The sequence below is a fragment of the Acidovorax sp. Root568 genome, from assembly GCF_001427445.1.
GTDB classification, from domain to species: Bacteria; Pseudomonadota; Gammaproteobacteria; order Burkholderiales; family Burkholderiaceae_C; genus Acidovorax; species Acidovorax delafieldii.
The window spans coordinates 89,820-113,541 of record NZ_LMGP01000004.1 but is presented as its reverse complement, the minus strand read 5'-3'; the positions used below and the strand labels follow the sequence as shown (position 1 = coordinate 113,541).

22 protein-coding genes and 1 pseudogene are annotated in these 23,722 nt (G+C 63.1%); 10 read left to right on the top strand and 13 right to left on the bottom strand.

The features are described 5' to 3' along the window. The first annotated feature begins 31 nt into the window (after positions 1-31). The 4 genes from ASD75_RS05465 (at position 32) to ASD75_RS05450 (ending at position 4,080) form a co-directional block, all read left to right on the top strand. A complete protein-coding gene (locus ASD75_RS05465; protein ID WP_082564897.1) occupies positions 32-1,327 on the top strand; it encodes an ABC transporter substrate-binding protein in 1,296 nt (431 codons plus the stop codon). Beyond that, positions 1,320-2,108, top strand: coding sequence for an ABC transporter ATP-binding protein (locus ASD75_RS05460; protein ID WP_056743881.1), 789 nt, complete (start codon positions 1,320-1,322; stop codon positions 2,106-2,108). The genes ASD75_RS05465 and ASD75_RS05460 overlap by 8 nt, the downstream gene beginning before the upstream one ends. A gap of 43 nt (positions 2,109-2,151) precedes the next feature. Then, on the top strand, positions 2,152-3,303 hold the full coding sequence (locus ASD75_RS05455) for an acyl-CoA dehydrogenase family protein (RefSeq protein WP_056743879.1): 1,152 nt from the start codon (positions 2,152-2,154) through the stop codon (positions 3,301-3,303). 96 nt (positions 3,304-3,399) lie between these two features. Continuing rightward, positions 3,400-4,080, top strand: coding sequence for a TetR/AcrR family transcriptional regulator (locus tag ASD75_RS05450; protein ID WP_056743877.1), 681 nt, complete (start codon positions 3,400-3,402; stop codon positions 4,078-4,080). A gap of 297 nt (positions 4,081-4,377) precedes the next feature. On the opposite strand, the gene ASD75_RS23110 is transcribed toward ASD75_RS05450, so the two are convergent. From ASD75_RS23110 to ASD75_RS05430, 5 genes and pseudogenes are all read right to left on the bottom strand, one after another. Beyond that, positions 4,378-4,605 (bottom strand): antitoxin Xre/MbcA/ParS toxin-binding domain-containing protein, encoded by a 228-nt coding sequence (locus ASD75_RS23110; RefSeq protein ID WP_082564895.1) that lies wholly within the window; start codon positions 4,603-4,605, stop codon positions 4,378-4,380. A gap of 320 nt (positions 4,606-4,925) precedes the next feature. Then, entirely contained in the window at positions 4,926-6,464 is a 1,539-nt protein-coding gene (locus ASD75_RS05445; protein ID WP_056743875.1) for an IS3 family transposase, read from the bottom strand. A 212-nt stretch (positions 6,465-6,676) separates the two neighbouring features. After that, on the bottom strand, positions 6,677-7,462 hold the full coding sequence (gene istB / locus ASD75_RS05440; RefSeq protein WP_024815605.1) for an IS21-like element helper ATPase IstB: 786 nt from the start codon (positions 7,460-7,462) through the stop codon (positions 6,677-6,679). Next, entirely contained in the window at positions 7,455-8,981 is a 1,527-nt protein-coding gene (gene istA / locus ASD75_RS05435; RefSeq protein ID WP_056743915.1) for an IS21 family transposase, read from the bottom strand. The genes istB and istA overlap by 8 nt, the downstream gene beginning before the upstream one ends. A gap of 117 nt (positions 8,982-9,098) precedes the next feature. Then, positions 9,099-9,344, bottom strand: a pseudogene (locus ASD75_RS05430) (transposase); the annotation flags it as partial. 236 nt (positions 9,345-9,580) lie between these two features. Between ASD75_RS05430 and ASD75_RS05425 the strand changes: the two are divergent. Further along, on the top strand, positions 9,581-9,865 hold the full coding sequence (locus tag ASD75_RS05425) for an antitoxin (protein ID WP_056638830.1): 285 nt from the start codon (positions 9,581-9,583) through the stop codon (positions 9,863-9,865). A gap of 234 nt (positions 9,866-10,099) precedes the next feature. Here the strand turns inward: ASD75_RS05425 and glmS are convergent, their stop codons facing one another. Further along, on the bottom strand, positions 10,100-12,034 hold the full coding sequence (gene glmS, locus ASD75_RS05420; RefSeq protein ID WP_056743871.1) for a glutamine--fructose-6-phosphate transaminase (isomerizing): 1,935 nt from the start codon (positions 12,032-12,034) through the stop codon (positions 10,100-10,102). A gap of 139 nt (positions 12,035-12,173) precedes the next feature. Here glmS and ASD75_RS05415 point away from each other — a divergent pair, with 139 nt between their 5' ends. Together ASD75_RS05415 and ASD75_RS05410 are read left to right on the top strand one after the other, a co-directional pair. Then, positions 12,174-12,662, top strand: coding sequence for an Lrp/AsnC family transcriptional regulator (locus tag ASD75_RS05415; protein ID WP_056743869.1), 489 nt, complete (start codon positions 12,174-12,176; stop codon positions 12,660-12,662). Between the two features lie 267 nt (positions 12,663-12,929). Next, a complete protein-coding gene (locus tag ASD75_RS05410; protein WP_056743867.1) occupies positions 12,930-13,982 on the top strand; it encodes a diguanylate cyclase in 1,053 nt (350 codons plus the stop codon). 21 nt (positions 13,983-14,003) lie between these two features. Here ASD75_RS05410 and ASD75_RS05405 read toward each other — a convergent pair whose 3' ends face one another. The 3 genes from ASD75_RS05405 to ASD75_RS05395 form a co-directional block, all read right to left on the bottom strand. Continuing rightward, positions 14,004-14,789 carry an ATP-binding protein gene (locus tag ASD75_RS05405; RefSeq protein ID WP_200947566.1) on the bottom strand — a complete coding sequence of 262 codons (786 nt, stop codon included), beginning with the start codon at positions 14,787-14,789 and terminating at the stop codon, positions 14,004-14,006. A gap of 181 nt (positions 14,790-14,970) precedes the next feature. Next, positions 14,971-16,389 carry a bifunctional UDP-N-acetylglucosamine diphosphorylase/glucosamine-1-phosphate N-acetyltransferase GlmU gene (glmU, locus tag ASD75_RS05400; protein ID WP_056743862.1) on the bottom strand — a complete coding sequence of 473 codons (1,419 nt, stop codon included), beginning with the start codon at positions 16,387-16,389 and terminating at the stop codon, positions 14,971-14,973. Positions 16,390-16,564: 175 nt separating this feature from the next. Beyond that, a complete protein-coding gene (locus ASD75_RS05395; protein ID WP_056743860.1) occupies positions 16,565-17,320 on the bottom strand; it encodes a Crp/Fnr family transcriptional regulator in 756 nt (251 codons plus the stop codon). A gap of 125 nt (positions 17,321-17,445) precedes the next feature. On the opposite strand from ASD75_RS05395, the gene ASD75_RS05390 reads away from it, so the two are divergent. Continuing rightward, the gene (locus ASD75_RS05390) at positions 17,446-17,844 is read left to right on the top strand and encodes a BLUF domain-containing protein (RefSeq protein WP_056743858.1); all 399 of its coding nucleotides are present in this window, start codon (positions 17,446-17,448) and stop codon (positions 17,842-17,844) included. A 55-nt stretch (positions 17,845-17,899) separates the two neighbouring features. On the opposite strand, the gene fabF is transcribed toward ASD75_RS05390, so the two are convergent. After that, complete coding sequence (gene fabF / locus ASD75_RS05385) at positions 17,900-19,174, bottom strand: beta-ketoacyl-ACP synthase II (protein ID WP_056743857.1); 1,275 nt, start codon at positions 19,172-19,174, stop codon at positions 17,900-17,902. Positions 19,175-19,333: 159 nt separating this feature from the next. Here fabF and ASD75_RS05380 point away from each other — a divergent pair, with 159 nt between their 5' ends. Next, entirely contained in the window at positions 19,334-19,957 is a 624-nt protein-coding gene (locus ASD75_RS05380; protein ID WP_056057976.1) for a TetR/AcrR family transcriptional regulator, read from the top strand. Positions 19,958-20,045: 88 nt separating this feature from the next. Here ASD75_RS05380 and ASD75_RS05375 read toward each other — a convergent pair whose 3' ends face one another. Beyond that, a complete protein-coding gene (locus ASD75_RS05375) occupies positions 20,046-20,423 on the bottom strand; it encodes a DUF2917 domain-containing protein (RefSeq protein ID WP_056057975.1) in 378 nt (125 codons plus the stop codon). Between the two features lie 105 nt (positions 20,424-20,528). Continuing rightward, the gene (locus ASD75_RS05370) at positions 20,529-21,068 is read right to left on the bottom strand and encodes a DUF2917 domain-containing protein (RefSeq protein ID WP_056743855.1); all 540 of its coding nucleotides are present in this window, start codon (positions 21,066-21,068) and stop codon (positions 20,529-20,531) included. Positions 21,069-21,199: 131 nt separating this feature from the next. Between ASD75_RS05370 and ASD75_RS05365 the strand changes: the two genes are divergently transcribed. Next, positions 21,200-22,201 carry a LysR substrate-binding domain-containing protein gene (locus tag ASD75_RS05365; RefSeq protein WP_056743853.1) on the top strand — a complete coding sequence of 334 codons (1,002 nt, stop codon included), beginning with the start codon at positions 21,200-21,202 and terminating at the stop codon, positions 22,199-22,201. 91 nt (positions 22,202-22,292) lie between these two features. Here ASD75_RS05365 and tyrS read toward each other — a convergent pair whose 3' ends face one another. Further along, positions 22,293-23,525: a tyrosine--tRNA ligase gene (gene tyrS, locus ASD75_RS05360; protein WP_056743852.1), complete on the bottom strand. Its 1,233-nt coding sequence runs from the start codon at positions 23,523-23,525 to the stop codon at positions 22,293-22,295. Positions 23,526-23,722: the final 197 nt, after the last annotated feature.

The window sequence follows — 23,722 nt, the reverse complement described above, 5'->3', positions numbered from 1 at the left end:
CAAAGCGCTACTACAAAAGGAGACTTTTTTTATGAAAACGAATCGAGCAAAGTTGTCGGCAATGGTCAAACTGGGGCAACGCGGCGCTTTACTGGCGTCAGCCTTGTGCCTTGGCGGCATGGCACAAGCTCAGACTACTTACAACGTGGCTGGCCTGGCTGACTTCACCGGACCTTTCGCAGACATCATGAAAGATATGACGGGATGCCGCCGTGCGGTGCTCGACTGGTGGAGCGAAGAGGTCGGTAAAGCGCAGGGCGTCGCATTGCGAATCAAGGATTTCGACACCCGCTATGACGTCGCCCAAGTGGCCAGCCTCTGGCCAGGCATCAAGTCCGAGCTCAACCCGGTGGCTGTTCTGGGTGTGGGCGGTGCAGATACCAATGCGCTGCAGCAGCGCTTGCCTAGTGACAAGGTGCCTCTTGTCCAGTCGACAGCAGGATATGGATTTGCTTGGAAGGGTGATAACTGGGTGTTCAATGCCCGTGCCACTTACCCGCACGAAGCGGCTGCGTTTTATGTGTGGATGCAGAAGAAGTCGGGTTCGTCTGCTCCTCTCAAGGTGGGGGTGATTTCATCGGAAGTATCGCCGGCCTACGTGGACATCCACAAAGGTGTCGAGAAGTTCGCTAAGGACAATCCGAAGATCATTGAAGTCGTTGAAACGATTTATACCGAAGCACAGCCGACCGACCTTACCCAGCAGGTCAGCCGCCTGGTCCGCAAGGGGGCCACGGTACTGCAGGTGTTCAACAATACAGCATCGGTAGTGGCGACACGGCGCGCCCTGCAAAGCCTTGGAAAAACCAATATTCCGATAGTGGTTAGCGCTCATAACGGGTTGCTTTCGTCGGGGAAAGCGCTGGGTGACCTGAGCCAAATGGATGGAAACTATGAGGTCTATGGCATGGCCATGGCCGCCGAAGGCGCAACACCGGCACGGGACTTCTTCGAGAAACTGCGCAGCCAATACAAGTTGCAAGCCGCCTATAACTCTGCCTGCATTATGGGCATGAGCCAAGCGATGTTGACGGTTCGTGCCGTTGAAAATGTTGTCAAGGTCAAAGGTGCTGGCGGTGTGACGGGCGAAGAGGTTCGCGCTGCACTGCTGTCCACCCCCATGCCTACCGAGCGCAGTTTTGGCTTGTTGCCCAATATCAAGTTCAACAATGATGCGCCGTTCCCGACCTCGGGCACAGCCGTCAACATCGGCACCGTCGAAAAGGGAAAGTACAAACTTCTCGAGCAGAACGTTCCGGTTCCTGTGTTGACTGGGTCTCGGGCCACCGAGACCCAGGCCACATCATCTGGAGCTACCCGTGCTTGAACTGAACAACGTTGAAGTCCTCTACAGCGACGTCATTCTTGCTGTCAAAGGCATTACCGCCAAAGTCCCCGCTGGACAGTGCGTGACCTTGCTGGGCGCCAATGGCGCTGGCAAGAGCACCACGCTCAAGGCCATCTCCAACCTGGTCAGGACAGAGGATGGTCGTGTGACGGCGGGGAGTATTCAATTTGATGGTGCGGACATCACCGGTGCCAACCCCGTCGATGTCGTTCGCAAGGGGTTGGTACATGTCATGGAAGGGCGCAAGGTTCTCCGCCACATGACAGTGGAGCAGAACCTGGTGGTGGGCGGTCATATGGGCAGCGCTGGCGATGCCAAGGAAATGCTTGATGAGGTGTATAGCCGCATCAAGCGTCTGAAAGCCTTGCGTACTCGCACAGCAGGTTACCTGTCGGGCGGCGAGCAGCAATTGCTGGTAATTGGACGGGCCCTGATGGCCAAGCCTAAGTTGGTGATGATCGACGAGCCTTCGCTCGGCTTGGCTCCGCTGATGGTCGATGAGGTCTATGGTTTGCTGAGTGACCTCAAGACCAGCGGTCTGACTCTGCTGATCGTGGAGCAAAACACCCGCGTCGCTCTGGATTTAGCCGACTACGGCTATGTGATGGAGAGCGGACGGATCGTGTTAGAGGGCCCCTCCAACAGCTTAAAGACCAACGAGGACGTTCGAGAGTTCTACCTCGGCCTGACGGTCGATGGGGAGCGCAAGAGTTTCCGCGACATGAAACATTACCGCCGCCGCAAGCGCTGGCTGGGTTGACCGCATTGGGTCAGTCGTTTTCCAAGTTTTCAAGGATGGGTTTATGAGCATCGTTTCCAATGCATTGCTGAGCGAACAAGAAGTCATTATTCGGGAGTCTGCCCGGCGTGTCGCGACTGAAGTGGTGGGTAGCACGGCCGCCGAACGTGATCGCACGGGGGCTTGGCCACACGACGAAATCAAGGCAGTTGCCGACGTAGGCTTCATGGGCATGCTCGCCCCGCCAGCATACGGCGGTTCCGGGCTTTCATTCGTGGAGTATTGCCTGGCTATTGAAGAATTCGCAGCGGCCGATGGTGGCTTCGCCACCATGATGCACGTCCACAACTCAGCTGCGCACGTGTTACGTAGTTTTGGAACCGAACAACAGATGGCCCGCCATCTGCCGGATCTGGCCAGTGGCAAGCGCATTGGTGCCTTTTTATTGTCAGAGCCCCATGCAGGCTCGGATACCGCAGCCATCCGGACCACGGCTAAGCGGGACGGCGACGTTTATGTGATCAATGGCAGCAAACAATGGATTTCCAATGGCAGTGAAGCGGGCTTTGCGCTCGTCGTGGCAGCAACTGCGGAACCAGGTGCCCGTCACCGCTTCAGCCTGTTCATCGCGGACCCCGAAGATCCAGGCTACCAATGCTTGCGTATCGAAAGGAAGCTGGGCCAGCACACGGCCCACACGGCTCAGATTCAGCTGGACAACATGCGTGTTCCAGTTCAGAACATGATCGGTGAGGAAGGGCGCGGGTATGGCAAAGCACTATCGCTGTTGTCCGATGGGCGCATCGCAATCGCCGCCCTGGCCATCGGCATTGCCCGTGCAGCGCTGGAGGCAGCCATCCGCTACGCCAAAGAGCGCGAGGCCTATGGCAAGCCACTCACCGAACTGCAGGCCATTAGCTTTGATTTGGCGGAAATGGCCATGCAGGTTGAGGTGGCGCACCAGTACATGCTGTATGCAGCTCGTCTTACGGATGCGGGCCTGCCAACCAGTAAGGAGGCCTCCGTTGCTAAACTCTATGCCAGCGAAATGGCTGAAAAGGTTTGCTCTGCGGCGCTGCAAGTGCATGGTGGCTACGGGTATGTCAACGACTTCCCGGTCGAGCGCTATTATCGCGATGTGCGCGTTACAAAGATCTACGAAGGCACTAGTCACATTCAAAAGTTGATCATTGCGCGCAGTATCTTGGCTGGCTGATGAGCACGGCCTTTCTCCGCAGGCCTATCGGCGAAAGCAGTTCGATACACTTTGCCTCAGTTAGCGATACGAATGCCCTCAAGGAAAACAACACCAATGAGTACGCCAATTGAGGCAAAGCCCAAGTCACTGACACGCAATGCTGCCAAAAGATCGGGCAAGGGCGCAAAATGGAACAATGCGGTCAGCGGCGCGGATGAGCAGTACCAGCTCAAAAAGCAAGCTGTCATTGCGGAAGCTTCGCGCGCATTTGGCCGCCATGGGTACAAGAATGTGTCCTTGGACGAGATTGCAAAAACGCTCAACGTCACCAAGCCTGCCCTCTACTACTACTTCAAGAACAAGCAGGAACTTGTCTACGAATGCCACGAGCTCGCCATGCATTTGGGAGATCGCGTCTTGCAAGACGCGATCGCTTCGGAAAATACTGGTTTCGGTCGGATCTCGGTCTTCATTAAGAACTACATCTCGTTGCTAACGGATGAAATGGGCGCACCGGCGATCCTCCAGGATTTCTCCGGTATGACTGTGGCGGATCAGAAAAAAATCACTTTGCGTCGGCGAAAGTTTGATCAAGAGCTGCGCAAAGTGCTCGAGGGGGGTGTTCAGGATGGTTCCATTGCCCCGTGCAACGTGAAATTGGCGGTGTTCTGGTTCATGGGCGCTGTTAGCTCGATTACCCAATGGATGCATATCGATGGCAGCCTTGGAAGCGACGAAGTGGCCGATATTTTTATCGGTTTTCTTGCGCATGGTATTCGTCCCAGTCAAGCGTGAATCTGGCGCAACAGGCTTGGGCTTCCGGTTGTGTTCTTCGCAGTGAGGCAATTCTGGCGGACATCGTCGTGCATGGCGGAAACCGGTGCTGGAATCAGGTCTTCAGGCTTGATCAGGATGGCAAGGTGGTCGAGTTCTTCGAGGCAGCCAATGCGAGTCTTTCTGCTTCGACGATGGGATGCTGAGAAGCTGGTCGGCCCACACGGGAATCCAAGGCGGCTTTCAAGGCGTGTGCGATGGCCCAATGAATTAGTGGGCAGTGACGCATTCAATGAATGGAGAGCACCACAATTGCGCTCAGGAATAGGCCCCGGATTGCGCGCGCAGGAGGTGGCTACGCACCAAATCCAGCCCGCCGGGTCCGCTGAGAACATCCAGTGGACGACGATGACCAAATGTCGGTGCCAATTCCAACAGCCATTGGTCAAGCCAAGCCCGCGCGTCAAAACCTACTGGTGTTCCTGATTCATCAACCATACGCTGAACAAGTGCGGAGAGGGTAGCGATATCGTCTTCGAGGGCCATGGCCCATTCTGATCTGCACGCCAGATGAATGCAATGCACACGTCCGGGCAAGGTATCTTGAATTGAAGGGAGTTCCCCGCCCTACCACCGCCTGCATGACGAACATGGAGGCGATGAACTGCAGTGGGCGATTCAGCGAATTGCTCGCTTGCTTTGGGCGGACATATGAAAACTGCCTTGGTCTTCGGCTGGGGTGCAAGAGTGTGGGGGGTATTTTGGACGTGCGAGCACCGCGCGTGCTGCTGCAACTATCGCGGCTGAGTGTTGGCGCCGATTCAAAATTGAGCCACCGGGGGTGCGGATAAAAACTTGGACTGGTTTTATGCCGCAAGTCCAAGACTCACCCGGTATTCGATCGGGCTGAGGGCCCCCAGGGAGATCTTGATCCGCTTCTCGTTGTACCAACGGATGTAGTCGTCGACCACCCCAATGAACTGTTCGATCGTGACGCTCTTCCAGTCCCGAGGATAGAACAGCTCATTCTTCAGCCTACCGAAGAAGCCCTCGCACGCCGCGTTGTCAGGCGAGCAGGCTTTGCGGGACATCGAACGAGTAAGGTTGGCCTCGCTCATTCTCGATAGCCAGCCCGGCCAGCGGTAGTGTCCTCCGCGGTCGGAGTGGACCACAGGTCGATCGTTGGTCTCTGCCACCGTCTCGATAGCAGCATCCAGCATCGTGTTGACCAGCTCAGCATCCGGGCTCGTGCCAATGGTCCAGCTGACCACCATCCCGTCGAAGCAATCGATGATCGGTGACAGGTAGACCTTGCCTGCAGGGATCTGGAACTCTGTGATGTCGGTCAGCCATTTCTCGTTGGGCGCCGCAGCCTGGAAGTCACGGTTGATGATGTTCTCTGGTGCCGGGCTGATTTCGCCAAGGTAAGAGGCATACCGCCGCCGCTTGGGCTTTGCAACGACCAAGCTCTCTTGCTTCATCAGCCGCTGCACTACCTTCTCGGAGATCGGGCATTGCTCTCTGGCCAGTGAGGCGTGCAGCCTGCGGTAGCCGTAGCAGCGGTGATTGGACTCAAAGATCTCGGTGATGGATTGGCGCACCTTCACGTACTTGTCTCCGATTGCCGCGCGGGCCCGATGGTAGAAGTACGAGCTGCGCGCAAGACCCAACTGTGCAAGGAGCTCTGGCAGGCCATAGTGCTCCCTGAGGGCGTCAATCAGCAGTGTCTTCTCCCGGTTGGACAGGAGTTGCAGATCGACGCCCAGGCCTTTTTTTAGCAGTTCATTGGCCTTGTTCAAGAGGTCCTGCTCAAGGCGCAGTTGCCTGACTTCGTGGCGCAGTATTTCAACCTGGCGCTCGAGCTCTTCGCGCTCTTGCGCCTGCGGTGATCGATCGGTGTGTTTCATTGATGCGGGTGCCTCACGCCCCAGAAGCTGGTTCTTCCAGTTGTACAACGTTGGTCGGCACACGCCGAGCCTGTCGGCAACAGCCTGTGCACTTTCCTGCCGGGTGCAAAGCTCCATCACTCCCGCTTGCTTCAAGCTCTCAGGATATCTTCGCTGGCCCACACTGCCGACAAGGGCCATCCTGGCTTCAGGGAATGCCTCGCGGACCCACTTGGTTAGCGTTCCACGCCCTGGATAGCCCAGCGCCCTCATGGTGGCAGCGATGCATCGATCATGTGTGAGGTAGTGCTCGATGGCCGCTGCCTTCTGGCCCTGCGAGAACTTCGGCTCCCGACGGGCATATCCCAGCGGCAGGTCGAGCCGCTGCTGATACTCGCGGTACCACCCCTTCAATGCATTCTTGGTTGGGTAACCCAGCTGACGGATGGTCGGGCTGGTGCGTTTGCCGAGCTTGATGTACAGCTCAACGGCTCGGATTCGGTCTTCGTAGGAATACATGAACTACCTTCTAGTAGTCCAAGTTTTCGTCCGCACCCCCACCGTGCCGATTGAATTTTGAGCCAGGGCTAATGGCCAACCTGTGAAGGTCGGCTGTGGATAAGTGTAGTGCCTTGGGTCGGTTTTGGTCTCCTTGGTGATCGAGCTCGGTGGTCGTCCGTTGAGGGTAAGCCGCGCAGGGCGAAGCCCGTAGCGGCTTGCCCTTGAGCCGCTCAGAACGGCTCAGCCTTCTTGGCCTGTTCGCGTGCCTTGATGCGTTTCTTGGCCACGGCTGTGCTGTGCATGAACCTGTGGGACTCGTTGCCCGTCTCGACGATGTGGCAGTGGTGCGTGAGTCGATCCAGCAGTGCCGTGGTCATCTTGGCATCGCCGAACACGCTGGACCATTCCTTGAAGTCCAGGTTGGTGGTGATCATCACGCTGGTCTGCTCGTAGAGCTTGCTCAGCAGGTGGAACAGCAAGGCGCCGCCTGCCTGGCTGAAGGGCAGGTAGCCCAGCTCATCAAGGATGACCAGGTCCATGCGCTGCAAGCTCGCTGCGATGCGGCCTGCCTTGCCTTGGGCCTTCTCCTGCTCCAGTGCGTTGACCAGGTCCACCGTGGAGTAAAACCGCACGCGTGAGCCATGGCGCGTGATGCCCGCCACGCCGATGGCCGTGGCCAGATGCGTCTTGCCCGTGCCGGGGCCACCCACCAGCACCACGTTGTGCGCCTGCTCGGTGAACGCCATGCTGGCCAACTGCTCGATGAGCTTTTTGTCCACGGGCGAGCATTCGAAGTCGAAGCCCGCCAGGTCGCGGTGCACGGGGAACTTCGCCGTGTGCATCTGGTAGCTCACTGAGCGCATGGCTCTGTCCGTGACTTCCGCTTGCAGCAGGTGCTCCAGCAGCCAGCGCGAGCTCTCCAGCGTGGCGTGGCCGCCTTGCTTGACCAGGTCCTCCCAGGCCCCGGCCATGCCGTACAGGCGCAGCTCTTTGAACTCCTTGTCCAGCTCACGCATGATCGGCCTCCTGCATGTCGCTGCCAGCGCGCAGGCTGTCATAGCGCGCCGTGTCGGCCAGGGGTGTCTGGCTCACTTGCAGGTTGGTCGCAACCGTCTCGGGCAGGGGCTGCGCTTGCAGGCGGCCGAGCACGTTGATGACGTGCTCGGTGCTCACCCGCCCCGATGGCGGCGCACTCTCCAGGGCCAACTCCACCGCCACCAGCACGGCGTCCAGCCCTTGCTTGGGCACCTCGGCCAGTACCTGCGCCATCACCCTGTCGCCGCCCTCCTGGTGCAGCAAGCCTTTGCGCATGCGCTGCAATGGCTCGGGCAGGTCTGCAAAGGGCGCGCCGTTGCGCAGCGCGCCCGGCTTGCGCTCGATCAGCGGCACGTAATGCTGCCAGTCGTAGCGGGTCTGGTTGCGATCGCTCAGGCGCTCGTGCGTGGCCACCATAGCATCGCCGGCCACCACCACGATCTGCGCCGGGTACAGGTGTGTGCTGACCATTTGCCCCGCCCATTCGCAGGGCACCGAGTAGCGGTTGCGCGCCACCGTCACCAGGCAGGTGCTGCTCACCTTGGCCGGGTTCTCAACATAGCCATCAAAGGCCACCGGCATCGGCATCAGGTGGCTTTGCTCCAGCTCCAGCATCTCGGCGATGCTGAACGCTTTGTGCTGCGGGTGGCGCAGCTCTCGCCACAGAGCCCGGCAGCGCTCGCCCAGCCACGCATTGAGCTCGGTAAAGCTGCCAAAGCGCCGTTGCCCCGCCTCCACCCAGATGCGACGGCGGCTGTCTTGCACATCCTTCTCCACGCGCCCCTTCTCCCAGCCGCTGGCACGGTTGCAAAAATCAGGGTCGAACAGATAGTGCGCGCACATGGCTGCAAAGCGCGCATTGACCACGCGGCCTTTGCCCTTCTTGACTTTGTCGACCGCCGTCTTCATGTTGTCGTAGATGCCACGGCGTGCCACGCCACCCAGCGCTGCAAAGCTGCGGGTGTGCGCATCGAACAGCATCTCGTGGCCTTGGCTGGGGTAGGCCACCAGCCAGAAGGCCCCACTGGCACACAGCTTCATGTGCGAGACCTGCATGCGGTAGTACACCCCGCCCACCAGCAAGCCGTCTTCGCTCCAGTCGAACTGGAAGGCCTCGCCAAGCTCGAAGGTCAATGGCACGAAGGCCTTGCAGGCCGCCTGTTGGCCTTCACCTTGGCGCCACTCGCGGATGAAGTCCGTCACCCGCGTGTAGCCACCTTCGTAGCCCGCTGCCTTGATCTGCGTGAACAAGGCCTTGGCCGTGCGCCGCTCCTTCTTGGGCCGCTTGGCATCGGCCTTCAAGGCTTGCTTGAGCTCCGCCTCGTGCGCCGACAGCTTGGTCGCCTTCGCCGCCTCCCGGCGGTACTTGGGCTCGACCGGCTGCGCCTCGTCCAGCCACTTGGCCACCGTGTTGCGCGACAGGCCCGTGGCCCTCGATATCTCCCGCTTCGTCTTCTTGTCCCGGCGGTGCATCCGCCGTATCTTGCCAATCATGTCCATGGTGATCACCCTCTTCATTCCCTTGCTGCACAAAACAGCAGGGTAGGTAAAACACCTGGCTCAGTTTTAGGTCGGCATCACACCAAAAAGTGGCTCAGTTTTCGGTCGGCGTCAACAGATCGGGGTGTCAAAGAGGGCTTCTTCCATCGCCAGATCCGACAAGGTAAACCACTGCTGCATGCAGTGGATGCGCAGCATGGTCTCCAGGGCAAAGGGTGGGCGGCCGTTCTTGCCCTCGGGGTAGTACGGGGCAATGACATCGATCAATGCAGCCCAGGGAACCACCCGATCCATCTGGACCAGCAGTTCCTGTTTGCGGGTCTTCTTGGTGCTCAGATTCAGGTCAAGGCTGCTTTGCTTCATGGCCTGTGAGGATGCCATTGCATGCTGACATGTACCAAACACTGCGGGGGGTTTTGCAGGATTTCCCTAGATGCTTGTTTACGACTTTAATTGCGTGTTTACGACTTTAATTACCCAGAATACCGACGATGGGCCGCTATCTCCTGCGCAGATATCGGTGCTTCAGGCAGTGGCCAATGAGGATCTGCCGAAGGGGGCAGTTGTTCGCATAAGCAGTCTTTTTGCTGGAGGATGACATGCCGAAAAAGCACACCACCAACCCTTTGCTGATAGCCCGCGTCGGCTGGAGCAATGGCTCCCAGACGGTAGTGTTGCCGCCCGGATTCAGGTTTGCCGATTCCGTCCGTGAGGTGTTCATCCGCCGCGATGGCGAGAGGCTGGTGTTGACCCCGCGTCCAACCGATTGGTCTGACTTCTTTGCTTCGGGGGTGAAGACCTCGGCCGACTTCATGGCGGTGCGCGAACGCTTGCCAAATTCAGGAACGTGTGGTTTGACGTCCAGCCTGTTGAGCCCGAGGTAGTGCGTGGATTCACGACTCCTTGTCGTTCATGCGTCCGTCCGAACCGCTTCCGGTGACAGGTACCCTTGGGGCTTTATCTACAGGCTGCAGAGCTATCTTTACGACCCACAGTGCATGAGTCAAATTTGTAGAAAATTCCCACAATCGAAAAATAATTGTTGAAATCTAATTTTTATACATGAAAAAGTCCATAACTTTAGTCAATTAAGGAAAAAAAGCGGTCCGTTCGACAAGTCACTCCACCGTGACGCTCTTGGCCAAATTTCTGGGCTTATCCACATCCGTCCCCCGCGCGCAGGCCGTGTGGTACGCCAGCAGCTGCAGCGGCACCACATGCAGCAGCGGGCTCAAGGGGCCGTAGTGCTCGGGCATGCGGATGACGTGGATACCCTCGCTGCTCTCGATGCGGGTGTCGGCGTCAGCCAGCACGTACAGCACACCCGCGCGCGCACGCACCTCTTGCATGTTGCTCTTGAGCTTTTCGAGCAGGGTGTCGTTGGGTGCTACGGTGACCACGGGCATGGCGCTGGTCACCAGGGCCAGGGGGCCGTGCTTGAGTTCGCCAGCCGGGTAGGCCTCGGCGTGGATGTAGCTGATTTCCTTGAGCTTCAGGGCACCTTCGAGGGCGATGGGGTAATGCAGCCCCCGGCCCAAAAAGAGCGCGTTTTCCATGCGCGCAAAGTCTTCGGCCCAGCTGATGATTTGTGGCTCCAACGCCAGAACGGCCTGCAAGGCCACAGGCAGGTGGCGCATGGCCTTGAGGTGAGCGGCCTCTTGCTCTTCACTCAAGCGGCCCTTGCTCTGCGCCAGCGCCAGCGTCAGCAAGAACAGGCCTGCCAGCTGGGTGGTGAAGGCCTTGGTGCTGGCCACGCCGATCTCGACCCCGGCGCGCGTGATGTAGGCCAACTTGCATTCGCGCACCATGGCGCTGGTGGCGACGTTGCAGATGGTGAGCGTGTGCTGCATGCCCAACGACTGCGCGTGGCGCAGGGCGGCCAGCGTGTCGGCGGTTTCGCCGCTTTGGCTGATGGTGACAACGAGAGTGCGCGGGTTGGGCACGCTGGTGCGGTAGCGGTATTCACTGGCCACTTCCACTTGCGTGGGGATGCCAGCAATGTCTTCCAGCCAGTATTTGGCGGTGCAGCCGCTGTAGTAGCTCGTACCGCAGGCCAGGATCAACACGTTGTCGATCTCCTTGAACACACGCCAGGCGGCCGCGCCGGGCTCGCCATGCTGGCCTGCGCCGTCGAACAGCTCGGGCACGATGCCGGCCAGGCCTTCCAGCGTGTCGGCAATCGCGCGTGGCTGCTCGAAGATTTCCTTTTGCATGTAGTGGCGGTAAGGCCCCAGCTCGGCCGCACCACTGTGGGCGAGCACGGTGCGCACGGGGCGCTGCTCGGTGGTCAGCGCGCCGCCTTCCTTGCCTACGATCCAGTAGCGGCCCAGCTGCAGGTCCACCAGGTCGCCTTCTTCCAGGTAGATGATCTGGTCGGTGACGCCTGCCAGGGCCATGGCGTCGCTGGCCAGAAAGTGCTCGCGCGACGCAGATGCGCCAGCGGTGGCGTCTTTGCCCACCCCCAGGATCAATGGGGACCCGGCGCGTGCCCCCACCACGCGGTGGGGTTCGTCCTTGTGCATGACGGCGATGGCGTAGGCGCCGTGCAGTTCGGCCACGGTGGCCTGCACGGCTTCGAACAGGTCGCCGCTGTAATGGCTGTCCACCAGATGGGCGATGACCTCCGTGTCGGTCTGGCTCGCAAACACATAGCCGCGTGACTGCAGTGCCTTGCGCAGTTCTTCGTGGTTTTCAATGATGCCGTTGTGCACCAGCGCCACGCGACCTGCGCCTTGGACCTGCGCGTCTGCGCCCGTGCCGTGGCTGAAATGCGGATGGGCGTTGTGCACGGCGGGCGCGCCGTGCGTGGCCCAGCGGGTGTGGGCGATGCCGGTGGCGCCGTCGATGTGCTCGGTGCTCACCTGCTCCAGCAGCTCGGCCACGCGGGCGGTGCTGCGGGCGCGCTGCAGGCCGGCAGGGCGCGTGGCGTCGAGGCTGGACGCATGCACGGCCACGCCGCAGGAGTCATAGCCCCGGTATTCAAGCCGCTGCAGGCCCTGCACGAGGATGGGAACGATGTTGCGCGTGGAGACTGCGCCGACGATGCCGCACATGGTGGTTGCCCTTGGGTTGGATTCGATGGGGCGATCGTAGGCAGCAAAGAGAAAAATTATTCATTGATATTTGCACAAAAATGAACTTAAATTTCACCGATTCATACCGGTGAAATTTTCATTCATTTTTTATCAATTAATGGAATCCATATCTCTCGATGCGATCGATCTCCAGCTGCTCAACCTGCTGCAAACCGATGCCGCACAAAGCAACCAGGCCCTGGCCGAACAGGTGCACGTGTCCCCGCCCACCTGCCTGCGCCGGGTCAAGCGCCTGCATGATGTGGGGCTGATCGAGCGGCAGGTGGCCATCCTGCAGCCCGACCGACTGGCAACGCTGCAGGGCCATGGGCTGGGGTGCATCGTGGAGGTGTCGCTGGACCGCCAGGGCGCAGAACAACTCGACGCGTTCGAAGCCCGCGCCGTGCAGGAGGCCGCGGTGCAGCAGTGCTGGCGCGTGTCGCCGGGGCCCGACTTTGTGCTGGTGGTGCACACGCGGGACATGCCGGGCTACCTGGCGCTGTCGCAGCGGCTGTTCACCGGTGACGCCAACGTGCGCAATGTGAAGGCATTCTTTGCGACCCGGCGGGCCAAATTTGAAACAAAAGTGCCAGTGGCGCTAGTGTGATATGCCCTGGTTGCTATTAATTTGTTAGCAGATCACCCCAAATCCTCACCGACGCCCTCTCACCACCCAGCCCCACAAACCACCCTGACAGTCCCGGCAACAAGGCCCCACCACCCATCAACGTCATCCAGACGACGGACGGGGCATGGCCCGCGGTCATTTCTTGCTGGTCTCGCCTGGCGGTGCGTTGTAAGCTCCGCCGCACTTTCTACCTACTTGGCCGGTGGATGCCCGCGTGGCAGCGCCGCCTTTTCCCCCGCATACCCCATGCCGACGCCCCGCCGCCAGATGCCACGCCGCATCTACCCCTTGCGCATCCTGGGCATGGGGCTGGGTGGCATGGTGGTGGCGGTGGTGCTGTGGGAGCGCCAGGCATCCCCCATGGCCTGGACCGCGCTCTTACTGACAACGCTGGTGTGGCCGCATGTGGCCTACCTGCTCACCCGCCGCGCGGCCGACCCGTACGCCGCCGAGGTGCGCAACCTGCTCATCGACTCGGCGCTGGTCGCTACGCTGGTGCCGCTGATGCACTTCAACCTGCTGCCCAGCGTGATGTTGCTCACCCTCACCATGGTGGACAAGATCACGACCGGCATCCGGGGGCTGTGGGTGCGCGCCCTGTGGGTGATGCTGGCGGCCGGTGTGGCCAGCACGGCGGTCATGGGCCTGCACTGGGCGCCCGAGACCTCCATGCGCGTGATGGTGGCCTGCCTGCCGGTGATGTCGCTGCACACGCTGTCGGTCAGCGTGGTCAGCTACCAGCTCATACGGCAGTCTGCGCGCCAGAACCAGATGCTGGACGAGCTGCGCCGTGTGGACGCGCTGACCGGCCTGTTCGGGCGCGGCCACTGGCAAGAGCAGGCAGAGGCCGCACTGCGCCGCCACCACACCACCGACGAGCCCGCCTGCATGCTGATGCTGGACATCGACCATTTCAAGGAGATCAACGACGCCTACGGCCACACTGTGGGCGACGAGGTGATCCGCGCGCTGGCCCATGTGGTGCGGGGCAACGTGCGCGCAGGCGACTGCGCGGGGCGCTACGGCGGGGACGAGTTCGCCATCGTGCTGCCCGGCATGCAGGCCCGGGACGCCCTGGCCATTGCCCAGCGCATCCGCGAGCAGACCGAAGGCGTGCGCCTGCGCAGCCTGCCCGAATTGCGCATCACCAGCAGCATCGGCGTGGCCCCGGCCGACCACCGCCACAGCAGCCTGCGTGCGTGGATCGACGCGGCGGATGCGGCGCTGTACGTCGCCAAGAACGGCGGACGCAATCAGGTGGCGGGGTGCATGGAACCGGCGCTGGTGCCGGCGGTGTAGCCACCAGCACTGCGTGCAGGTTCAGGACTCGTCGGTGGCAACTGCAGGATTCACCGGCCACCGCACCTGCACCGTGCAACCGCCCCCCAGCACCGCCGTCGCACTGATTTGTGCGCCGTGGCGCTGCGCAATGGCACGGCACAGCGCGAGCCCTGTGCCCACGCCCTCGAACTCCGTCTCGCGGTGCAGGCGCTGGAACACGCCAAACAAGCTGCCCGCGCGCGCCGGGTCAAAGCCTACGCCGTTGTCGTGCACGGTGAAGGCGCACTGGCCTGCGGGTGCCGCGTCCGCCGACACCGTGATGCACGGGTGCGCCACGGAGCGCGTGAACTTGAGGGCGTTGCCCAGCAGTTGCACCAGCAGATCCTGCAGCAGCGTCGGGTCGGCCCACAGCGTGGGCAAATCGGTGCCCACACGCCACTCCACAGCGCGCCCGGCCTCGGCCGGGGCCAGTGTGGCGCGCGCCTGGGCAAAGGCATCGGTCAGCGGCACGGGCTGCAGGCGCAGCGGCGCACGGCTGGCACGCACCAGGGCGTGCAGGCCGTCGATCATGAGCCCCATGCGCCGAGCCGAGTGGTCCATGGTGGCGAGGAAGCCCAGGGCCTCTTGCACCTCAGCACCCTGCACCACCTCGGGCGGCAGGTCGCCCAACACCTCGCGCACCAGCGTTCCGTAAGACGTCACATGCCGCAGCGGCGCGCGCAGGTCATGCGAGACGGCGCGCAAGAACTCCTCTTGCGCAGCCGCCATATCGGCCACCTGCTGCTGGCTGCGGGCCAGTTCGGCGCGCAGCTGTTCGGGGGTCATTTCTGCACCAGCCACTTTCATCTCCCGCCGCAGGCCACAGAAGCGTGCACGGCACAACGAGGCGCCAACGCGCTATGCACGAAGACGAAGACGCAGGCGAGGACAGCCAGCAAGGGCCGCCCCGCAGCAAAGGCTGTCGTCCCCCTGGAGGGGGAAGGCGCGAAGCGACTCAGGGGGGGCTTCATTTTTTCGGACGAGACCAGTTGGCAATGCTGACTTGCTTGCCCCGCGCCACGCTCAACGCGCCGGGCGCCGTGCTCTTGGTGATGGTGCTGCCGCCGCCCACCGTGCCGCCAGCGCCAATGGTCACGGGCGCCACCAGCACACAGTTGCTGCCCACATGCACATCGGCCTCGATCACCGTGCGGTGCTTGTTGGCGCCGTCGTAGTTGGCGGTGATGCTGCCCGCGCCGTAGTTCACGCGCTCGCCCACCGTGGCGTCGCCCAGGTAGGCCAGGTGGTTGGCCTTGGCGCCGTCGGCCAGCGTGCTGTTCTTCACTTCCACAAAGTTGCCGATGTGCACTTCGCGGCCCAGTTGGGCGCCGGGGCGCAGGCGGGCAAAGGGGCCAATCAAGGCGCCCTCGCCCACGGTGGCTCCGGCCTTTTCGCCGTCGATGTGGGTGTAGGGGTGGATCACCGCGCCTGCTGCGATGCGCGCATTGGCAATGCAGCAGTTCGCGCCAATGCTTACGCCCTCGCCCAGCTCCACGCGGCCGGTGAAGACGCAGTTCACGTCGATCTCCACGTCCTGCCCGCAGACCAGCTCGCCGCGCACTCCGGTGCGGGTGTCGTCGCGCAGGTCAAAGCGGGCGGGGTCGGCCAGGCGCACGCCTTGCTCCATCAAGGCTCGGGCCTGGCGCAGCTGGTGGGCACGCTCCAGCTCAGCCAATTGCAGCGGGCTGTTGACGCCCGCCACCTGCAGCGCGTCGGTGATGCGGTGGGCCACCACGGGCACACCATCGGCCACGGCCATGGCGACGATATCGGTAAGGTAGTACTCGCCCTGGGCGTTGTGGTTGGTCAGCCGCGCCAGCCAGGGCGTGAGCAGCCGCGCGGGCACAGCCATGATGCCGCTGTAGACCTCGGTGATGGCGCGCTGGGCCTCGGTGGCGTCCTTGTGCTCGACGATGCCTTGCACGGCGCCGTCGGCGTTGCGCACGATGCGGCCGTAGCCGGTGGGGTCGGGCAGAGTCACTGTCAGCAGGGCCAGCTTGCTACCTTCGCTGGCGGCCACCAGGGCGCGCAGGGTGTCGGCTTGCGTCAGCGGCACATCGCCCGATAGCACCACCACCGTGCCGTCGTCGCGCAGGTGCGGCACGGCCTGCTGCACGGCGTGGCCGGTGCCCAGCTGGGGCTCCTGGCGCACAAACTTCAGGTCAAAAGTGCCGGTAGCGCTAGTCGTGCTTGCGGTAGCTGCTTCTACTTCTGTAGCACCATGGCCGGTGATGACGATGGCGCTGCGGGCCTGCAGGTGCGCGGCCTGGTCCAGCACGTGGTGCAGCAGCGGGCGCCCGGCCAGGCGCTGCAGCACTTTGGGGGCGCGGCTTTTCATGCGCGTGCCTTTGCCGGCCGCCATGATGAGGATGTCGAGTGGGGTCATAAACAGATCGGTGTGGTGAGCGCAGCCAAGGCACGCTCGCGTGCATGGTGGGGATTATCGTGCTGCCAATCGCAGCGCACGCATTGCTATTTATTTGATAGCTGCTAGCGCTTTCACTATAGGCGCCTTCGGCCCCTGGCATACGATTTTTGTCGCATCCACGAGCCAGCGCGGCCTACAACAGCGGCATCAAGCGAGGCGGTGTGTCGTAGTACTCGGCAATGCGCGCCAGCGCGCGGGTGTTGAGCAGGCGCAGCCGCCCGTTTTTCAGCTCGTGCAGGCCCAGCATGGCCAGGCGCCGCAGCGTCTTGTTGGTGTGCACCAGCGACAGCCCGAGTGCATCGGCAATGTGCTGCTGGTTGAGCGGGAAGGCCACCGAGCCATCTTCCACCAGCCCGATGCGGTCGAGCCGCCGGTACAGGTGCATCAGCAGCATGGCCACACGCTCGGTGGCGTTGCGGCGGCCGGCGGTGAGCAGGTTGTCGTCCACATGGCCCTCCTCGTGCGCCGACAGCCAGGTGATGTCGTAGCCCAGGCGCGGGTGCTCGCGAAACAGCGCCCACAGGCTGTCGTTCTGGAACACGCACAGCGAGCAGTCGGTCAGCGCCTCGATGCCGTGCGCCGATACATCGCCAAACTCCTGCTGCAGGCCTACCAGGTCACCGGGCAGCAGGAAGTTGAGGATCTGGCGGCGCCCGTCGCTCAGCGTCTTGTAGCGAAACGCCCAGCCCGAATACAGCGTGAACAGCTTGGCGTTGGTCTGGTTCTCGCGCACCAGCGCACCGCCCGCTTCCACGGCAAGGCTGTCGGTGCGAAAGCCTTCGATGAAATCCAGCACCTCCGGCCTCACGGCCGTGAAGGCACCCGTTTTGCGCAAGCGGCATTGCTGGCAGGCGGGCGGACACGCATGGGGCGGCAGGGAGACGTTCATGGTGGCGCCATTCTAGGGACCCGGGCGGTGACCGCGAAGCTGTGCAGCCGCCCCGCAACGCCTGCCGCGCCTATGTCTTTTGACATTGCACCGCGCAGCCGGGCCTTCTACATTGGGCGCTACTTATGAAAATCAGCTCCGCCCTCTACGAAGTTCTCTACGTCAGCACGCTGGCGCCCGACCAGCCGACCGCCGTCGTGGCAGAGATTGCCGCGAAGGCGCGCCAGGTCAATGCCGAACTGGACGTGACGGGCCTGCTGATCTTTGACGGCCAGCGCTTTTGCCAGCAGCTCGAAGGCCCGCAAAAGGCTGTGCTCAAGCTCATCGAACGCATCCGCAACGACCCGCGCCATGTGAACGTGGAGGTGGTGCACAACGGCCCGTTGGCGGGGCGGCGGTTTCAGCAGTTCAGCCTGGCGTTCAGCACGGTGGAAGACGCCGATGCGCTGGCCCGCATGGAGCGGCTCGATGGTGAAGCGGCACTGGCCGCGTTTGAAGCCATGCGCGGAGAACTCGTGATCTGAACGCTGCCCGGCGCCTTTTGCACACCTTGCGGCGCCTTGGCCCCCGTGGCCAGCCTCAAGCCGTGGGCAACCAGCGCCGCAGGATCAGCGTGGCATTTACGCCGCCAAAACCAAACCCGTTGAGCATGGCATGCGTGAGTGCCATGGGCCGGGGCTGCAGGGCTACCAGGTCCAGCCCCTCGGCCAGCGCATCGGGCGTGTGCAGGTTCAGCGTGCCAGGCACCACCTGGTCGCGCAGCGCCAGGGTGGTGAAGATGGCGGCCACGGCGCCCGCCGCCCCCAGCAGGTGCCCGGTGGCCGACTTGGTCGAACTGATGGCCACCTGCGCACCCGCGCCGAACACCCTGCGAATGGCGGCCAGCTCGCCCCGGTCACCCACACCGGTGGACGTGGCGTGTGCGTTCAGATGCTGCACGTCCTGGGCCGTGAGCCCTGCCTGCGCCAGCGCGGCCCACATGCTGCGCGCGGCCCCGTCACCGTCTTCGGGGCCGGAGGTGATGTGGTACGCGTCGGCCGACGTGCCGTAGCCCACCAGCTCGGCCAACGGCTGTGCGCCGCGCGCCAGGGCATGGTCCAGCGCCTCGATCACCAGCATGCCTGCGCCCTCGCCCATCACAAAGCCGTCGCGCTGCGCATCGAACGGGCGTGAGGCCTGCTCGGGCGTGTCGTTGAACGCGGTGCCCAGCGCCTTGGCCGCTGCAAAGCCGCCCAGGCTCACGCGGTCAACGGCCGCCTCGCTGCCGCCGCACACGGCCACATCGGCCTCGCCGCTGCGGATCAGGCGTGCGGCATCGCCAATCGCCTGCACGCTGGCGGCGCACGCGGTGACCGGAGCTCCCAGCGGTCCCTTGAGCCCGTGGCGGATCGACACCTGCCCCGCCGCCAGATTGACCAGGAATGACGGCACCGTGAACGGCGACAGCCGCTGCGGCCCGCGCGTGTCGGTGGTGCGCACGGCCTCGGCAATCGCACCAAAGCCGCCGATGCCCGAGGCGATCACCGTGGCCGTGCGCTCACGCGCCCGCTCGTCGGCCGGTGGCCAGCCCGCCTGGGCCAGCGCCTGCTGCGCGGCGCCCAGTGCAAAGGGGATGAAACGGTCCATCTTGCGCTGGTCTTTGGACGAGACGATGGCGTCCACATCCCAGCCGCCCTCGGGGTCTTGCGCTATGCCGGGAACCTGCCCGGCAACCTTGGCGGCAATGCCTTCTGTCACCGCGTCCGGCAAGCGCGAGAGGCCGGAGCGCCCAGCCAGCAAGCGCTGCCACGCCAGTTCTACACCGCAGCCCAGCGGCGACACCAGGCCCATGCCCGTGACCACCACGCGGCGCATCAGGCCACCCCCTCGTTGCTGCACATACCACTCACTTTTTTCATGGATTCACCTCGTCAGACAGTTGGGGCACAGAGGTTCTGCACCTTTATGATTGCAATCGTCATCATAAACTGCAAACCCATTTTTGCGTACGACCGCAATCAATAAGAGGCTTCCATGAAGGTTTCCAAAGCACAGGCCGCAGAAAACCGGCAGGGCATCCTGGACGCGGCGGCCCGCCTGTACCGCGAGCGGGGGCTGACCGGCGTAGGGGTGGCCGACATCACGCGCGATGCCGGGCTTACGCATGGCGGGCTGTACCGGCATTTCGCGTCCAAGGATGTGCTGGTGCAGGAGGCGTGCACCAAGGCGTTCGACTGGTCCATCCCCGTGCTGGACGGCGAGCGGCCCCACGCCACGGTGGGCGACCGCATCCAGCGCTACCTCTCACCTGAACACCGCGACGCGCCGGGCTCAGGCTGCCCCGTGGCCGCATTGGCGGTGGACGCCGCGCGGGCGGGCGGCGGGTTGTCCGAAGTGTTTGCCCAGGGCATCGAGCGCAACATCCAGCGGTTTGCCCAGCTGCTGGCTGACAGCGCTGCCGATGCCGGCGGCGGCGCCACCCCATCGCCACAAGACCGCGCCCGCGCGATCCATGTGCTGGCCACCATGGTGGGGGGGATGGTGCTGGCCCGCGCCACGGCAGCGGCGCAACCCGCGTTGTCGAATGAGCTGATGGTGACGCTGCAGACGCAGCTGACGGACTGGCTGGACAACACATCCACCAGCCCCTCGAAGTAAAAAAGAACAGCCAGCGCTTGCGTCACAAGCACTGGCCGTTCTTATTAACAAGTCACATCACCCGGGGCAAGACACCCCTGGGATCACGTCAGGCGCAGCAGGCGTCGCCCCAGGCGGGAGCCCCATTGCCCACCGACGCACGGCGCCACCACGTGGCAGGGCGCGCATCGGCGGCATCGCCACGCACCCAGCGGTATTGCAGGCGGCGACCGTTCAGGGGTTCGACCACCACCGCCTGGCCTGCCGCCACAGGCAGCGACTGACCGGCGCACAGAAACACGTCGCTGCCATTGCCCAGGCCCTGGCCCAGCGTGACCCAGGCCTGGCCTTCGGCAATGCGCAGGGTCATCGCGGCCTTGGGGGCCAGGGTGACGGCGGCGCCTGCGGCCACTTGCCCCGCCTCACCGGCGGCAGCGCCCGTGGCGCGGGAAGATGCAAACAGATGCAAAGCGTGAGAGGTTGTCATGGCTTTCTCCGGGTTAACCCTAATATGACCGTATGGTGCGCCGGTTGCAGAACAACGTCCAATGAAAAGCACGGCACCGATTGATGCTTTTCCTGCATGAGCTGCTCAAACGGTTCTGCGCTGTAGCGGTGCTGCTATCCGAAGCAGAGCAAACCGGGCCAGGCCAGCGGCAAACCGGCCCCCAGCGCCCGCCACACCGGCCAGCGCCGTGCCCAGCGCACGTCCGCCCTGCCCTAGCGCCTGGCCCAGATCGCGCAGCGGCTGCACGACGCCACATTCCCAATCTCTGGCAGCCGTGCTGGCGGGCTGCGCCAGAGCGGGGGCTGCCACGACGTCCCAGCGGAAAGCCACCGGCTCCGCGCAGCCGGAACCGGTCCAGGCTTCCATCACCACATGCTGCCCCGGCGCAACCGTCAGCTGTTGGCCGGGCTGCAGCACGTGGTCCACAGCGGCGCCCGGCATGTCCGCCAGAACGCCACGCAAGGTGACCCACGCCTGCCCCTGGGCGATCTGCAGCACGCCATGGGTGTCGGGGTGCAATGACAAGGCCTGGCCTGTGGCCAGTTTCCAGCAACCGGCCGCGCGACGGCCAGCCGTGGCGGCGTGGACGGATTGTTGCGATTCCAGAACGTTGCGGGGGGACATGACAGGCTCCTTGGCTTCAGTAAAACGTGTTGAGGAGCCTGGATAGTGCGCTTTACACCGTACACAGTCCAATGAAAACAAGGTACGCTATTCATTCCGTCAACGCATGAATCGCACTCAGGATCACTGCCATGGCCTCTGCCGAATACTCTCCCGCCGTCTTGCGCACCCGGCCCGTGGCCACAGGGCACTGGCGCGCCTTCCTGACTGTGGCCAAACACCTGAACTTTCGCGCGGCCGCCGACGAGCTGGCCCTCACCCAGTCGGCCGTGAGCCGCCAGATCCAGGCGCTGGAAGAAGAAGTGGGCGTGCCCCTGTTCCTGCGTCACACCCGTGCTGTAGAGCTGACCAGCGCGGGCGCACAGTTGCAGCGCGCCGTGGGCCCGGCGCTGGAGCGCATGGACGCCGCCGTGCGCCTGGTGCGCCAGACGGCTGGGCGCCGCAGCGTGGCCATCACCACCTGGGCCAGCTTTGCATCGATGTGGCTGATCCCACGCATGGAGGAGTTTCAGCGCGACAATCCGGGCATCGACATCCGCATTGATGCGAGCGACGTGCAGGTGGACCTGGAAACCTCGGACGTGGACCTGGCCCTGCGCTATGCCATGCCGGCCGGTGCCACCCAGGGCGGCATCCGCCTGTTTGGCGAGCAACTGGCCGTGGTGGCAAGCCCCTGGCTGCTCAAGAGCGGCAAACCGCTGCGCACCCCCGCCGATGTGGCGCAGTTCACCCTGATCGAGGCGGGCGACGCCCACCGCACGCACTACCTGGAATACCTGAGTTGGCGCCGCTGGTTCGACACCCGCGACCTGACCAAGCTCCAGCCCCAGCGCTGGCTGTACTTCAACTACGCCCACCAGATCGTGCAGGCCGCGCTGGCCGGCCAGGGCCTGGCACTGGCGCGCATGCCACTGATTGCCGATGCCCTGGCCGCGGGCGACCTGGTGGAGGTGCTGCCCGGCCACCGCATCGACTCGCCCCTGGCCTACTGGCTCATGGTGGGGCCGCGCAGCGCGCAACGGCCGGAGATCAAGGCCTTCTGCGCCTGGTTGCAGGTGCAGGCCGAGGCCACCCGCCAGGCGATTGGCGATGTGCCCGACCCGGACCTGAACGACAACCTGGACGGGTCATGAAAAAAGCGCTGGGCCCTGCGGCCTCAGCGCTTTCATTTTGATAGCTATCAGCGCTTATTCTTCTAGCGCTTGCGGCTGTTTTGACCCCAAATCAGGCCAGAGTCACCCGTGCAAACTTGCGCTTGCCCACCTGCACCACGTAGGTGCCGGCGTCCAGCTTCAGGCCCTTGTCACTGACCACGCTGCCTTCCACGCGCACGCCGCCGCCGTCGATCAGGCGGTTGGCCTCGCTGGTCGAGGGGGCCAGGTTGGCCTGCTTGAGCAGCGCACCGATGCCCAGCGGCGCGCCAGACACGCTCACCTCGGGGATCTCGTCCGGCACGCCGCCCTTGCTGCGGTTGATGAAGTCCTGCTCCGCGGCATCGGCCGCAGCCGCGCTGTGAAAGCGCGTGGTGATCTCCTTGGCCAGCATCACCTTGGCGTCCTTGGGGTTGCGCCCGCCAGCGATCTCCGCCTTGAGCGCGGCGATGTCGGCCAGGCTCTTGAACGACAGCAGCGTGTACCAGTCCCACATCAGGGTGTCGCTGATCGACAGCACCTTGGCAAACATGGTGTTGGCGTCCTCGGCAATGCCGATGTAGTTGTTCTTGGACTTGGACATCTTGTCCACGCCGTCCAGCCCCACCAGCAGCGGCATGGTGAGCACACACTGCGGCTCCTGGCCATATTCCTGCTGCAGATGACGGCCCATGAGCAGGTTGAACTTCTGATCGGTGCCACCCAGCTCCAGGTCGCTCTTCAAGGCTACCGAGTCGTAGCCCTGCATCAGCGGGTACAGGAACTCATGCACCGAAATGGACTGGCCGGTGGTGAAGCGTTTGTGGAAGTCGTCGCGCTCCATCATGCGCGCCACGGTGTACTTGGCGGCCAGCTGGATCATCCCGGTAGCGCCCAAGGGTTCGCTCCATTCGCTGTTGTAGCGGATCTCGGTGCGGGCCGGGTCCAGCACCAGGCTGGCCTGCTTGTAGTAGGTCTCGGCATTCACCTTGATCTGCTCGGGCGTGAGCGGCGGGCGGGTGCTGTTGCGGCCCGAGGGGTCGCCGATCAGGCTGGTGAAGTCGCCGATCAAGAAGATGACCTGGTGGCCCAGATCTTGCAGTTGCCGCATCTTGTTCAGCACCACCGTGTGGCCGATGTGGATGTCGGGGGCAGTGGGGTCCAGACCCAGCTTGATGCGCAGCGGCTGGCCCGTGGCCTCCGAACGCGCCAGCTTCTTGACCCATTCGTCCTGTGGCAGCAGCTCTTGCACGCCGCGCAGCGAGATTTCGAGGGCTTGTCTTACACCATCAGAGACCGGGGTTGTTGTAACAGCAGATTGATTCATAAGGGTTTTTTGGGATGTCTAGACAGCATGCACCGCTATACTTCAGCCCACATTGCAGAGGCGGATTCTAGTGGGCCCGCCGTTTCGACCTGTTTTTCATCAACCTGTCGAATGGCTGCAGCCTGACAGTCTGTGCTCCTGGCCCCGCCCCGCATTCACACCGGGGGTGTGCCACGGATCCGCAATCACCCTGGGGA

Coding starts and splice junctions, on each gene's coding strand:
- ASD75_RS05425 (WP_056638830.1), top strand. CDS start 9,581: ATGCCGAAAAAGCACACCACCAACCCTTTGCTGATAGCCCGCGTCGGC.
- ASD75_RS05380 (WP_056057976.1), top strand. CDS start 19,334: ATGAAGGTTTCCAAAGCACAGGCCGCAGAAAACCGGCAGGGCATCCTG.
- ASD75_RS05450 (WP_056743877.1), top strand. CDS start 3,400: ATGAGTACGCCAATTGAGGCAAAGCCCAAGTCACTGACACGCAATGCT.
- tyrS (WP_056743852.1), bottom strand. CDS start 23,525: ATGAATCAATCTGCTGTTACAACAACCCCGGTCTCTGATGGTGTAAGA.
- ASD75_RS05390 (WP_056743858.1), top strand. CDS start 17,446: ATGAAAATCAGCTCCGCCCTCTACGAAGTTCTCTACGTCAGCACGCTG.
- istB (WP_024815605.1), bottom strand. CDS start 7,462: ATGCGTGAGCTGGACAAGGAGTTCAAAGAGCTGCGCCTGTACGGCATG.
- ASD75_RS05370 (WP_056743855.1), bottom strand. CDS start 21,068: ATGTCCCCCCGCAACGTTCTGGAATCGCAACAATCCGTCCACGCCGCC.
- ASD75_RS05465 (WP_082564897.1), top strand. CDS start 32: ATGAAAACGAATCGAGCAAAGTTGTCGGCAATGGTCAAACTGGGGCAA.
- ASD75_RS05415 (WP_056743869.1), top strand. CDS start 12,174: ATGGAATCCATATCTCTCGATGCGATCGATCTCCAGCTGCTCAACCTG.
- glmU (WP_056743862.1), bottom strand. CDS start 16,389: ATGACCCCACTCGACATCCTCATCATGGCGGCCGGCAAAGGCACGCGC.
- ASD75_RS05445 (WP_056743875.1), bottom strand. CDS start 6,464: ATGTATTCCTACGAAGACCGAATCCGAGCCGTTGAGCTGTACATCAAG.
- ASD75_RS05405 (WP_200947566.1), bottom strand. CDS start 14,789: ATGACCCCCGAACAGCTGCGCGCCGAACTGGCCCGCAGCCAGCAGCAG.
- ASD75_RS23110 (WP_082564895.1), bottom strand. CDS start 4,605: ATGGCCCTCGAAGACGATATCGCTACCCTCTCCGCACTTGTTCAGCGT.
- fabF (WP_056743857.1), bottom strand. CDS start 19,174: ATGCGCCGCGTGGTGGTCACGGGCATGGGCCTGGTGTCGCCGCTGGGC.
- ASD75_RS05395 (WP_056743860.1), bottom strand. CDS start 17,320: ATGAACGTCTCCCTGCCGCCCCATGCGTGTCCGCCCGCCTGCCAGCAA.
- glmS (WP_056743871.1), bottom strand. CDS start 12,034: ATGTGCGGCATCGTCGGCGCAGTCTCCACGCGCAACATCGTTCCCATC.
- ASD75_RS05365 (WP_056743853.1), top strand. CDS start 21,200: ATGGCCTCTGCCGAATACTCTCCCGCCGTCTTGCGCACCCGGCCCGTG.
- ASD75_RS05410 (WP_056743867.1), top strand. CDS start 12,930: ATGCCGACGCCCCGCCGCCAGATGCCACGCCGCATCTACCCCTTGCGC.
- ASD75_RS05375 (WP_056057975.1), bottom strand. CDS start 20,423: ATGACAACCTCTCACGCTTTGCATCTGTTTGCATCTTCCCGCGCCACG.
- ASD75_RS05455 (WP_056743879.1), top strand. CDS start 2,152: ATGAGCATCGTTTCCAATGCATTGCTGAGCGAACAAGAAGTCATTATT.
- istA (WP_056743915.1), bottom strand. CDS start 8,981: ATGGACATGATTGGCAAGATACGGCGGATGCACCGCCGGGACAAGAAG.